We start from the raw sequence: 12869 nt of genomic DNA, 5'->3' as shown, positions 1-12869 counted from the left end.
TGCTAAAGAATTATTTGCAGTCAGTGTAACAAATGTTTGACAAACCTACATTTTTGCCCCATCTCACTTATGAGCAGAGATCTACGATCACCTGGGCAAAGATCTTCGCGCTTGTGAGAAGCTCATCTACCACAGCAAACTCATCTGCACCGTGCATCCTGTTGTCTGTTCCCGGCATAGCTGCGCCGAAAGCAACTCCGTTCTTCAGATGATGTACATAGGTGCCGCCGCCTGTGGACTGGCAGCTGCCCTCCAGGCCCGTATATTCCTCATAGGCCTTTAACAGCGTTTTCACAAAAAGGGAATCCCCTGCTACATGATGTGGTTCTCCCATAGCGTCCGCATGAAGGATAAGCCCCTTGTCTGCCATCCTCTTCTTTGCTACCTTCAGGGCATTGTCCTCATTGGCACAAAGCGGGCTGCGGCAGTCAAACACGCCCTCTAAGCTGTCAGCCTTCACCTCCAGCAGGTCAAAGGCCAGAGTCAGGGCTCCTGATATCTCATCCTCCATGTCAATGCCCAGGGCTTTTCCACAGGTATCTCCATGGGGGAAAAGCTCCGCCAGGCTCTTCATGGCTTCAAGCTGCGGGCAGGGAGCAAGGGGCAGGCGGATGATATAGGCTACCAGTCCTGTCAGGGCATTCTTTCCCTCCTGAGGTGTGGAAGCGTGCGCCCCGGCTCCCTGGGCAGTGATCCGGATGCCGTCCTCTGCCTTCTCAAAGGTAAAGGAAATGCCGGTCTCCTCCTGAACTGCCTTTGCTGTCTTTTCCATTTCCTCCACGGAAAGGCCTGCTACCACTGCCTTTGCCTTTCCAGGCACTACATTCACCTTGATTCCGGCATTCAGGCTCACCAGTCTGGGCATAGCCTCTGAAGGTTCAAAGGAGGCGGAAAACTTTCCCGGAAGGCGTCCCTTCTCTGTATTGATCACAGGGAACTCGGCATCCGGTGAAAAGGTCATGGGAGCTTCCTTCTCCACCTTGTAATATTCTGCAATGTCAGAGCTTCCGCACTCCTCGTCTGTACCCAGGATCAGGCGCACATTTTTCTTGATCGGAAGTCCCAGCTCCTTTACTGCCCTCATGGCATAAAGTCCCGCCACTGCCGGGCCCTTATCGTCTGCTGTGCCGCGGCCATAGAGCCTGCCGTCTTTTACCACAGGCTCAAAGGGCGCTGTTACCTGCCAGCCCTCGCCTGCCGGAACTACATCCAGATGGGCCAGGATATCCAGCTGCTTCTCTCCAGCATTTAAATCGGCTGTCATAACGTAATTGTCATAATTGCGCACAGCAAAGCCATAGCCCTTTGCCATCTCGATCGCCGCCTCCAAAGCGGCAGCAGGGCCTTCCCCATAGGGCTTTCCCTCGCTGGGAGTCATACGCTCACTGTTGATGCAACAGAGCGTACAGATATCCTTGATCATCTCCTCCTTGTGGCTGTCTATGAATTGTGTGATCTGTTCCTTGTACATGATATTTCTTCTCCTTTTCTTCTAAAACCTGCATGCGTCCGGCAGCGGGCTCTCACAGGAAACCTGCAGGCGCCCAGCAGCGGACGCGCCACCGCACCATGAACGTCTGGTGAGCGGGACACCGCCTCTTTGCGGCGGAGCTTTACAGGAAACTTTGCTTTATTTCAGTATGGAAGCCAGGGTCTCGTTTACTACTTTTCCGTCTGCCTTGCCCTTTACCTTTGGCATGAGCACCTTCATGATCGCTCCCTTGTCCTTTGGCGTAGGGGTCTCGATGCCCAGTTCGGTGAGAACGGAGGCGATCACCTCTTTGATCTGCTCCACACTCATGTCCTCCGGCGCAAATTCCTTGTAAACCGCGATCCTGGCAGCTGCCTCATCGCGGATATCCTGGCGCTCTGCAGGAGCCAGATCAAAGGTCTCCTGCGTCTGCTTGATCTCTTTCTTTACAATGGCATCCTCCTCTGCCTCTGTCAGCGGCTCACGCTTATCGATCTGGGCATTTTTCAGAGCGGAAAGGAGCATGGAAAGGGAATCTTTTCTCGCTTTGTCTTTTGCCTTCATGGCTTCTACCATGGCTGCTCTTACGATGTCGATCTTGCTCATATTTTTGTTGCCTCCTTGTATATGGTATCTTGCTTGTTGATTGGTTTTTGTGGATGGGTTATGAGTTGCGGGATTGCGGCTGTGCGGACGCGGTATTCGCTGTTTCGGTGCGGCTGGCCAGCTGCGATATCTGCTGAAGGATTGCGGCTGGTGCGCGTATTGCCGGGAAATCGCTTCCGTCCCGCCGCGCTACCAGATCTGGGAATCCGAAGGCTTTCCAGGTCCGGGGGGCTGAGCCCCATAAGGCTGTGTCACCGAGCGCGTCAGGGGAAACGGGCTTTCCCTGACGCGCTCTGCGGCACAGCCTTGCGCGGCTTAGTTTTTGCCAAACTCCGCTAATTTCAATCCTGGGTTTCTGTCCAGGACCATACCAACGCTCCAGCTGTTAATGAACAGCAGCAGCGGGTTATCTTTTAAGTCCTTGATCCTCTTCATGTCGGATGTACCCTGTATCCTGGCTACATCGATCTCCTCCGGATTCTCTACCCAGCGGATATGCTCAAAGGGCAGCTTTTCTAAGATGACCTCTACGTTATACTCATTCTGGAGACGGTAGGTAAGTACCTCAAACTGCAGGACTCCCACTACTCCCACAATGATCTCCTCCATACCGGAGTTGAACTCCTGAAAGATCTGGATCGCGCCCTCCTGGGCGATCTGGTTGACGCCCTTGATGAACTGCTTGCGCTTCATGGTATCCACCTGGCGCACTCTGGCGAAATGCTCCGGTGCAAAGGTAGGTATGCCCTCAAATTCAAATTTTTCATTGGAAGTGCACAGGGTATCTCCAATTGAGAAGATACCAGGGTCAAAAACGCCGATGATATCCCCCGCATAGGCCTCCTCCACGATCTTGCGGTCCTGGGCCATCAGCTGCTGGGGCTGGGTCAGGCGGATCTTCTTGCCGCCCTGTACATGGTTGACCTCCATGCCGGCCTCAAACTTACCGGAGCAGATTCGCATAAACGCGATCCTGTCCCTGTGGGCCTTGTTCATATTTGCCTGGATCTTGAAGACAAAGGCAGAGAAGTCCGGCCTCATAGGATTGATCTCCCCTGTCAGCGTTTTTCTGGAAAGAGGCGGGGTGGTCATTTTCAGGAAATGCTCCAAAAATGTCTCAACGCCGAAGTTTGTCAGCGCAGATCCGAAGAATACCGGTGATAAGTCGCCCTTCTGCACCCGCTCCATGTCCAGCTCATCGCTGGCCCCGTCCAGGAGTTCAATGTCGTCCAGCAGCTGACTGTGGTAGTCCTGTCCGATCACAGAATCCACCTCCGGGGAATCCACGCCGAATTCCCGGCTTGCCACCTCTTTTGCGCCGCCCATGGCAGCAGTGAAGGTCGTGATCTTCTTTGTAAACCTGTCGTAAACGCCCTTAAAGCTCTTTCCGCAGCCAATAGGCCAGTTCACCGGGCAGGTGCGGATGCCCAGTACATCCTCGATCTCATCCAACAGCTCATAAGGATCTCTCGCTTCACGGTCGAATTTGTTGATAAAAGTAAAAATAGGGATGTTGCGCATCACACATACCTTAAACAGCTTAATGGTCTGGGCCTCCACGCCCTTGGAGCCGTCAATTACCATGACCGCAGAATCCGCAGCCATCAATGTACGGTAGGTATCCTCGGAGAAATCCTGGTGTCCGGGAGTATCCAGGATGTTGATGCAGAAGCCTTCATAATTAAACTGCATGGCAGATGAGGTGACAGAAATACCTCTCTCCTTCTCAATATCCATCCAGTCGGAAACAGCATGCTTCGCAGCCTTCCTGCCCTTTACCGTTCCTGCCAGGTTGATGGCGCCGCCGTAAAGAAGGAATTTTTCTGTCAGTGTGGTCTTACCTGCATCTGGGTGGGAAATGATAGCAAATGTTCTCCGCTTTTTTATTTCTTCTGTCATCTGGTGATCTGTCTGTGACAAGGGTTTATCCTCCGTTCTCTTTTTGTTAACATACCCTCAGTGGACAAGGGAACACACGGTTCTGCGCCTCAATCGTCGTCTTTTGACAGCTGGCAAGGCAACGGATGGAGGCGTACTGGACGTACGCCGACTGACGTTAACGCGGCCAGCCGCCAAAAGACGACGGTTGGGGCGTGCGTGCCCTTGTCCACTGAGGGTATTCTATTATGATTGGTATTTAAAGTCAAGGGTTTTGCCCTGCCCGGCCTCCGGGCTTTATGCTCCTTTTTCCATCCGTCCCATGATCTCCGTCAGCAGCGCATCTGCTACTGCCTCCTTGCTCATCATGGGCAGCTCCTTCTCTGCATCCTTTGTGATAATGGTCACCACATTGGTATCTGTGCCAAAGCCGGCTCCCTCCACCTTCAGGTTATTGGCAACGATCATATCAATGTTCTTTTTTGCAAGCTTTGCCCTGGAATTCTCCAGCATGTTCTGAGTTTCCATGGAAAAGCCGCACAAAAACTGCCCCTCCCGGCGGTGGTTTCCCAGCCATCCCAGGATATCATCTGTCCGCTCTAAGGCAATGGACATGTCGCCGTCTTTCTTTTTGATCTTCTCCGTGCCCACATTTACAGGCCTGTAGTCAGCCACAGCCGCAGCCTTGATGATCACATCCTGAGCCTCGCTGCGGCTTGTCACTGCGTCAAACATCTCTCTGGCGCTTTCTATCCTTACCATATCCACGAAAGGCGGAGGCGTGATATCCACCGGACCGCTCACAAGGGTCACCTCTGCTCCCCTGAAGGCAGCTGTCTTTGCAATGGCATAGCCCATTTTCCCCGTGGAATGATTGGTGATGTAGCGCACCGGGTCAATGGCCTCCCTGGTTGGTCCCGCCGTCACCAGGATCCTCTTTCCTGTCAGGTCCTTGGGATAGCCTGCTTCCCTGAGGATATATTCAAACAGCACCTCCGGCTCCGGCATTTTCCCTGCCCCCGTATCTCCGCAGGCCAGGTAGCCGGTAGCAGGCTTTATGACCTCCATCCCGTAATGCTCCAGGATCCTCAGATTATCCTGGAGGATCGGGTTTTCATACATCCTGGTATTCATTGCCGGGGCAATGATCTTCCTGCATGGGCAGGCCATGACGGTTGTGGTCAGCATGTCATCTGCAATGCCGTGGGCGATCTTTCCGATCACATTGGCGGAGGCCGGAGCAATCATCACCACATCCGCCGCTTTTGCAAGCGCCACATGCTCCACGCTGAACTCAAAATTGCGGTCAAACGTGTCCACCAGGCACTTGTGGCCTGTCAATGTCTCAAAGGTTATGGGGTTGATGAAATTCACTGCATTCTCTGTCATAAGCACATGGACCTGTGCTCCCTTTTTCACCAATGCACTGGCAAGATAAGCAATTTTATAGGCAGCAATGCTGCCTGTCACCCCTAAAAGTATGGTTTTTCCTTTCAGCATATAGTACCTCCCAATATCGATCTTCCCTCTAACGGATGATTGTTTTTCCAGTTCGTCTGTGATACAATTGAAATGCTTTCGGCAAACATTATTATCATACCATATATTTTCCACGATTGAAAGGAGTTCCACCCAATGATTTTGGCAATCGACATGGGCAATACCAACACCGTCATAGGCGGTATTGATGAAGAAAAGACTTATTTTATTGAGCGCGTTACTACAGACCAGGGACGGACAGATACCGAGTACGCCATCAGCTTTAAAAATATCCTGGAAATGCACCAGATCAGCACTGACTCCATTGAGGGCGCTATTCTTTCCTCCGTGGTGCCTCCCTTAAACGCTACCATTCTCTCCGCTGTAAAAAAGGCCGTTGGCATCCGTCCTCTATTAGTCGGCTCCGGCATGAAGACCGGAATGAACATTATCATGGACAACCCTAAGGCTGTTGGCAGCGATATGATCGTAGACGTGGTAGCTGCCATCCATGAGCATCCCCTCCCATTAGTTGTCATTGACATGGGCACTGCCACCACCTTAAGTGTAGCGGATAAAAAAGGCAACTACATCGGCGGCGTCATCCTCCCAGGACTCCGTGTGTCCCTGGACTCCTTAAGCGGCAAGACAGCCCAGCTTCCCTATATCAGCCTGGAGGTACCGGACAAGGTCATCGGCAAAAACACCATCGACTGCATGAGGGCCGGCATTATTTTCAGCAATGTGGATATGATCGACGGCATCCTGGACCGCATGGAGCGGGAGCTTGGAGAAACTCCCTCCGTCATTGCAACCGGCGGCCTGTCAAGATTCATCACGCCGCTCTGCAGGCATCACATTATCTATGACGATGCCCTGCTGTTAAAGGGGCTCTTGATCCTTTACCGGAAAAACGCATAGAATGATTGACAAAAACAGAGGCTGCGTAGTGCTGCAGCCCCTGTTTTTATACACTTCCTATCCTTCGTTCCTTCCGCCCATACAGCGGTCCGGAAATCCGGTCCTTTTTCTTTACGAAGATCTCTTATTGCGTCCATACACCGTTGCCATCTACATATCTTCCATCCGGCGTCCATGTATTGGCATACATTGCACCATTGGTGCCAAGATAATACCACTTTCCGTCAACGGCCTGCCAGCCGGTTGTCATGGCACCGGAAGCATCGAGATAATACCACTGGTTTCCAACCTGCTGCCAGCCTGTCAGCATCACACCGCTGCTGTTCATATAGTACCACTTTCCGTTTACAGCCTGCCAGCCAGTCTGCATCTCTCCGCTGCCGTTCATATAATACCACTGGTTATTGATAAATTGCCAGCCCGTGAGCATCACTCCGTTGATATGAAGATAATACCACTTTCCGTCAACTCTCTGCCAGCCAGTCTGCCTGTAACCGGAGGCATCGAAATGATACCATGCACCATCGATCTGCTTCCAGCATCCAGCCGGATAGCCGCCTGTATCGTATGCATACCACCATCCATTTCCATCCTGGGTCCAACGGCCGCTGCCGGAGTAGGTTCCGATCTCATCTTCGGAAACAGTGAATGTATCAGAATCGTCTGACCACTCTCCCGCCTTATTGTTGTAGCTGGAAATCGCTCTTACCCGGAAGGTGTAATCTCCTTCTTTGTTAAAGTATCCTGCAAAATTGAAGGAGGTTCCCGTTGTATTCACTGTGGTAACCGTCTTTTCATCCCGAAGAAGCTTTACATCATAGCTCTTTGCTCCCTCGATCTCATCCCAGCGTGCAGTGCTGTCTTCCCACTCAATACCGGAAGCACTCTCCAGCTTGCCTCCTACCCTCTTCAGCTGTGCATAGACCTCAATGGTACTTCCGCTGTCATAGATCTTCGCCTTTTCAAATTCGGCACTGCAGCCTGACAGGCTGAAATGACTCTTCGTCGTGTAGGAAAATTTGTATCCATCCTCTGCTGACAGCTCAACCTTTACCTCCGGTACATCTCCTACCGTCCAGGTATCCTTATCGTCTGCATTTGTATATTCAGCAGACTCTACTGTGTAAGTGCTGCCCCCTGCAGTTACGGTGATATCGCCGATATCATCTCCGCTGGCCGGAGCCTTATCATATCTGAACGTTAATTTTACCGTATTGATCTTTGTATCTGCTGCAAACGCAGGAAATGCAGCAGTGACAGCCATGATTACCGCTAATGACAGACTTGCAAATTTCTTTCCTCTCATAATTTGTCCTCCTTACATCTTTTCTCAAAATTTCATTTATTTTCCTGATTTTATTATAGTAAAGAGGATAGATTTAGACAATTTATTTATCCTTAAGAAGATATTACATTTTTCAAACATTCATTCCATCCATATCCAAAAGCATTTTTTTGATCTCGATCATCCTGTCACGAAGACGTGCAGCCTCCTCGAAATTCAACTCCACTGCCGCCTGGCGCATCTTCTTCTCCAGCTCCTTTGCAAGCGCCTTTAATTCCTTCTCATCCATGGACTCCGGATCCTTCTGGCGGGCGCTCTCATCCGCTTCTACTGCTTTGGAGATGGCGATCAGATCTCTCACCGCCTTCTTAATGGTCGTAGGGGTGATCCCATGCTCCTCATTATACCGCTGCTGGATCTGGCGGCGGCGGTTGGTCTCCTCAATAGCCACGCGCATGGAGTCCGTCACCGTATCAGCATACATAATGACATGGCCCTCTGCATTTCTCGCCGCACGGCCTATTGTCTGGATCAGGGAGGTCTCTGACCTTAAGAAGCCCTCCTTATCTGCATCCAGAATGGCCACCAGCGTAATCTCCGGAATATCCAGTCCTTCCCGCAGAAGATTGATCCCCACCAGCACATCAAATACATCCATGCGCATATCGCGTATGATCTCTGCACGCTCCAACGTATCAATGTCGGAGTGGAGGTATTTTACACGGATCCCCACCTCTCTCATATAATCCGTCAGATCCTCAGCCATCCGCTTTGTAAGGGTGGTGATGAGCACCTTGTTATGGCCTGCTGTCTCTTTATTCACCTCAGAGATCAGGTCATCGATCTGTCCCTCCACAGGCCTTACGCTGATCTCCGGGTCCAGAAGCCCTGTAGGCCGGATGATCTGCTCTGTACGCAGAAGCTCATGCTCCTCCTCATACACAGAGGGCGTGGCGGATACAAACAGCATTTGATTGATCTTCCCTTCAAACTCCGTAAAGTTCAAGGGCCGGTTATCAAGGGCGGAAGGCAGACGGAAGCCATACTCTACAAGTGTTGTTTTCCTGGAGCGGTCCCCGGAGTACATACCGCGCACCTGCGGAAGGGTGATATGGGACTCGTCCACTATGATCAGAAAATCCTGCGGGAAGTAATCGATCAGGGTGCAGGGCGGTTCTCCCGGCAGCGTCCCTGTCAGATGACGGGAATAGTTTTCGATGCCGGAACAGAAACCCGTCTCCCGCATCATTTCCACATCAAAATTCGTGCGCTCCGAGATGCGCTGCGCTTCCAACAGTTTGTCCTCGCTCTTAAAATACGCCACCCGCTCCTTGAGCTCCTCTAAAATGTTCTCGGTGGCCTCCATCATTTTCTCCTTCGGCACCACATAATGGGAGGCCGGGAAAATGGCCACATGGCCCAGCTGTGCCTTCACCTCTCCAGTCACCGTATCGATCTCCATGATCCGGTCAACCTCATCCCCAAAAAACTCTACCCGGTAGGCTGCTCCGTCTGAGTAAGCCGGATAAATATCCAGCACATCCCCCTTCACCCGGAAGCTTCCTCTCTTAAAATCCATGTCATTGCGCTCATACTGGATGTCGATCAGCTTATGGATCACCTCATCCCGGTCCTTCATCATCCCCGGTCGCAGGGAAATCACCATCTCCTTATAATCAATGGGACTTCCCAGACCATAGATGCAGGAAACAGAGGCAACAATGATCACGTCCTCCCGCTCTGAGAGGGCTGCCGTAGCGGAGTGACGCAGCTTGTCGATCTCGTCGTTAATGGCGGAGTCCTTTTCGATGTAGGTGTCAGTGGAGGGGACGTAGGCTTCGGGTTGGTAGTAGTCGTAGTAAGAAACAAAATATTCTACCGCGTTCTCCGGGAACATCTCCTTAAATTCACCGTAGAGCTGCGCGGCAAGGGTTTTATTGTGTGCAATTACCAGGGTCGGCTTTTGTAATTGTTCGATCACATTCGCCATGGTAAAAGTCTTACCAGACCCCGTAACCCCTAGTAAAGTCTGGAATTGATTGCCTTCACGGAAGCCTTTGACCAATGCTTCAATGGCCTGTGGCTGGTCGCCGGTGGGCTGAAATTCTGCGTGCAATTTAAACTTCATAGCGTGTTTTTCACCTCCAAGTAACCCAAAAAAAGGTTCGAGTATAGGCCAGAAATTCGTAAAATATTCGAAATAAGGTGTTCATATGGCTGGCTAATAGGCGAACTTTCGAATTTCAAGATTTAGCTACTGAAAAAACAATATCATTTACTACTTAACAACACAAAATAACATCATATAAAATGCTATGATGGATTTTTTACTCTTTTGTCTGGCTTATATTATTTATAAGCATGTTTTGATTTTTTTCCAGTTCATATGCCAATTCTTCCTCTGTAGGTAATACTGTCATATATTTCGAAGCAAAAATCTGTTTACTGTCATTCAATACGGAATATTTTACAATCGTTTCATCCTTATCAGTACAAAGAATAATTCCAATTGTCGGATTATCATCCTGCGCCCGTTTTAAGTCATCAAACATTCGGACATACATATCCATCTGTCCAATATCCTGATGCGTCAGTTTATCGGTTTTCAAATCAATAATTACAAAACATTTCAGAATATAATTGTAAAAAACTAGGTCTAAAAAGAAGTCACTAGTTTCTGTACTGATTCTCATCTGCCTTGCCACAAATGAAAAACCTCTTCCTAACTCTAATAAGAATTTCTGTATATGACTAAGAATCGCTCTTTCAAGCTCGCTCTCTTTATACTCATAATTCTCTGGCAATCCCATGAATTCAAGTACATAGGAATCTTTTACAAATTCATAGTTTTCCACTGATGAATTTTCCAACTGTGTAGAGAGCATTCTTCTGTAAAATCCGCTTTTTATATTACGTTCAAGCAACTTTACTGACCAACTTCCTTTAATTGCCTCTTGGATATAGTAATTGCGTTCTTCTTCTGAATCAAGACGCATAATACTTCTTAAATGTGACCACGACAATTGGCTACATGCCGTGTAGCCAATTGAATCTTTTGGAAAAGTACGATAAAACTGACGACAATTTTTCAAATTAGCAATAGAAAATCCCGTACCAAACTCTCCAGAAAGTTCTTTTGACAAGTTACGAATAATATAATCACCATATTTTGCTCTGCCAGTTCCTCGCTGCTCCTGTTGCACAATTCTTTCGCCTATCTCCCAATAAGCTTTAGACATAATGGAATTAATACTTTTATATGCCGAATTTCTTGCTGTTTGTAAAATATGTCGAACATCATCATAAAATTGTTGTTCTTCTTTTGTTGAAGATAAATATATCTCAGATTTACTCATTTTAATTTCCAAACACTTTCCTCCCTATTGCTTTCCTGATTTTTCTTCCATTATCCTCTTTATATTCATCAAGCTAACAACGACAAAATTTTGAAACCGTTTAACTCCACACCTTCAGCATTCTAATTAACAAGTATTAAATTACATGTTCTTCAGAGCTGTATTGATGTACCAACTGTCCTAATGTAAATAATGTATGCCACTTTGAAGAAGATTTCTCTTTTTGAGGATGTAATAAAAATTTTAGTTCTTCATTAGTTGCATCAAATAGCAGAATGCCGACATTTAACTCTTTAAATAATTCTAACTGTTTTATTAGCACTCCTTCCTTTATTGATTTCACATGGAAAAACTATTTTTTGTCCCCCACGCATTTCTTTTCCTATTACCTGACAATTAGGAATTATTGAACATACATCCTCTGCTTTAAGCCTTGGAATCATTTTGTACCTCCCGCTCTCTTATTTCCAAATTATTATAAACTATTTTTAAATTTTTTTACAATTCATCTATCTCCTATTTCTATTTCCCCCAGTTTCAGATAAGATTTCTTTTTCCACCATCTTTCTTAATATCTTCCTTACTCCCGCCGCAGATAACCCAATTATCTCTCTTGCATCTCCATTTGATATTTCTTTATTCTCCTGCAAGTATTCCAGAATTCTCTTTTCATGTTCTGTCAATTTCCCGTCACCATTTATCGCTACTTTATCGCTACTTATCGCTACTTTCTTTAGTAGCGGTAATGTCAGAATTGTCCGATCCAGTCCATACTGTTCTTCGATCTCCGGTTCTTTCCACCCTTCTTGTTCTCACACTGAAATATATCCGGCACTCCACTTCCAGCGCGTTCTCCAATACCAATCATGGATGGATCCAGCATCTCTCGATAATCAAGGAAATACTCTGGAAATTCGCAAAAGCTAAGTAGGTATCCACAAAGAATGTGGCAATCCCCCTCTCGCTTTCTTAACCTCCCGACGATTATCTTCTCTATATGAATCAAATCTTGAAATATCAAAAATCAATGCATTCACCTCATCTTCAACATTTTATTTCAAATATCCCTTATTATAATCTACCCATAGTTATTCGAAAATTTCGAATAACTGCCGATTCTTCCCACATTCTGCCCGGATGACGTTTGCCATGGTGAAGGGTTTGCCGGAACCGGTGACACCAAGTAAAGTCTCGAATTGGTTGTCTTCTTGAAAGCCTTTGAACAAGGCTTCCTTTTCAATCACTTACCTCCTCATAATATGCCACAATATCATAATCTTACCTTATCTCCAGTACCAAATTAAATCACATCGGCTTATATCCCTAAAAACCCAATAATCTGCTTCACAGATACCGGATAATAATTGTTCGCATCCACACCTACATCATATCTTCTGATTCCATCTTCCTTATTCTGCAAGTTGTATTCTTCTCGTGCGTGAATATGCCCATGTAATTGAATGCTGCCGCTACTTTTCTTTGGCCATGACAACATTGGATAATGCATCAATGCAAAATAAACACCATTCAATGATACTGTCTTAAAGTCACAGATTTCATCAAATAAATTCATGTCATACATTTTATCGTGATTACCCTTAACCAAAATTTTCTTTCCTTTCATTTTTCCAATCAACTCATTTGCCTGTTCAACTAACATATGATGGCAGATATCACCTAAAATGTACACCGTATCATTTTTTTGTACAACGGCATTAAAATTACCAATCAAAATATGATTCATTTCCTCCACATTTTTGAAAGGACGATTTTGCATCTCTATGATCCCATAATGTCCCAAATGTAAATCACTTGTGAAATATACCATTTTGTTCTCCCACAAATACATGAATATTACAATTTCTGCAATAAC

Annotated in this window: 12 protein-coding genes; 1 reads left to right on the top strand and 11 read right to left on the bottom strand. The window is 47.5% G+C overall.

Annotated features, from left to right (window positions below; all coding sequences use genetic code 11):
• Nucleotides 1-67: 67 nt before the first annotated feature.
• From pepV to coaBC, 4 genes are all read right to left on the bottom strand, one after another.
• Complete coding sequence (gene pepV / locus LIZ87_RS17205) at nucleotides 68-1471, bottom strand: dipeptidase PepV (protein WP_227148596.1); 1404 nt, start codon at nucleotides 1469-1471, stop codon at nucleotides 68-70.
• 159 nt (nucleotides 1472-1630) lie between these two features.
• Nucleotides 1631-2077, bottom strand: a complete 447-nt coding sequence (locus tag LIZ87_RS17200) for a GatB/YqeY domain-containing protein (RefSeq protein WP_227148595.1) — start codon at nucleotides 2075-2077, stop codon at nucleotides 1631-1633.
• Between the two features lie 315 nt (nucleotides 2078-2392).
• Entirely contained in the window at nucleotides 2393-3997 is a 1605-nt protein-coding gene (locus LIZ87_RS17195) for a peptide chain release factor 3 (RefSeq protein ID WP_227148594.1), read from the bottom strand.
• A 255-nt stretch (nucleotides 3998-4252) separates the two neighbouring features.
• A complete protein-coding gene (gene coaBC, locus LIZ87_RS17190; RefSeq protein WP_227148593.1) occupies nucleotides 4253-5455 on the bottom strand; it encodes a bifunctional phosphopantothenoylcysteine decarboxylase/phosphopantothenate--cysteine ligase CoaBC in 1203 nt (400 codons plus the stop codon).
• A gap of 135 nt (nucleotides 5456-5590) precedes the next feature.
• On the opposite strand from coaBC, the gene LIZ87_RS17185 reads away from it, so the two are divergent.
• Complete coding sequence (locus LIZ87_RS17185) at nucleotides 5591-6355, top strand: type III pantothenate kinase (RefSeq protein WP_227148592.1); 765 nt, start codon at nucleotides 5591-5593, stop codon at nucleotides 6353-6355.
• A gap of 124 nt (nucleotides 6356-6479) precedes the next feature.
• Here LIZ87_RS17185 and LIZ87_RS17180 read toward each other — a convergent pair whose 3' ends face one another.
• From LIZ87_RS17180 to LIZ87_RS17150, 7 genes are all read right to left on the bottom strand, one after another.
• A complete protein-coding gene (locus LIZ87_RS17180) occupies nucleotides 6480-7661 on the bottom strand; it encodes an N-acetylmuramoyl-L-alanine amidase family protein (RefSeq protein WP_227148591.1) in 1182 nt (393 codons plus the stop codon).
• Between the two features lie 112 nt (nucleotides 7662-7773).
• The gene (gene uvrB, locus LIZ87_RS17175) at nucleotides 7774-9768 is read right to left on the bottom strand and encodes an excinuclease ABC subunit UvrB (RefSeq protein WP_227148590.1); all 1995 of its coding nucleotides are present in this window, start codon (nucleotides 9766-9768) and stop codon (nucleotides 7774-7776) included.
• 199 nt (nucleotides 9769-9967) lie between these two features.
• The gene (locus LIZ87_RS17170; protein ID WP_227148589.1) at nucleotides 9968-11008 is read right to left on the bottom strand and encodes a PDDEXK nuclease domain-containing protein; all 1041 of its coding nucleotides are present in this window, start codon (nucleotides 11006-11008) and stop codon (nucleotides 9968-9970) included.
• A gap of 281 nt (nucleotides 11009-11289) precedes the next feature.
• Nucleotides 11290-11439: a hypothetical protein gene (locus LIZ87_RS17165; RefSeq protein WP_227148588.1), complete on the bottom strand. Its 150-nt coding sequence runs from the start codon at nucleotides 11437-11439 to the stop codon at nucleotides 11290-11292.
• A 66-nt stretch (nucleotides 11440-11505) separates the two neighbouring features.
• Nucleotides 11506-11679, bottom strand: coding sequence for a winged helix-turn-helix domain-containing protein (locus tag LIZ87_RS17160; RefSeq protein WP_227148587.1), 174 nt, complete (start codon nucleotides 11677-11679; stop codon nucleotides 11506-11508).
• 405 nt (nucleotides 11680-12084) lie between these two features.
• On the bottom strand, nucleotides 12085-12240 hold the full coding sequence (locus tag LIZ87_RS17155) for a hypothetical protein (protein ID WP_227148586.1): 156 nt from the start codon (nucleotides 12238-12240) through the stop codon (nucleotides 12085-12087).
• A 71-nt stretch (nucleotides 12241-12311) separates the two neighbouring features.
• The gene (locus LIZ87_RS17150) at nucleotides 12312-12824 is read right to left on the bottom strand and encodes a metallophosphoesterase family protein (RefSeq protein ID WP_227148585.1); all 513 of its coding nucleotides are present in this window, start codon (nucleotides 12822-12824) and stop codon (nucleotides 12312-12314) included.
• Nucleotides 12825-12869: the final 45 nt, after the last annotated feature.

This window comes from Lacrimispora sp. 210928-DFI.3.58 (genome assembly GCF_020554865.1).
Taxonomy (GTDB): domain Bacteria; phylum Bacillota; class Clostridia; order Lachnospirales; family Lachnospiraceae; genus Enterocloster.
Note: the sequence above shows the minus strand (reverse complement) of the source record. Positions and strands in the feature narration are given on the sequence as shown.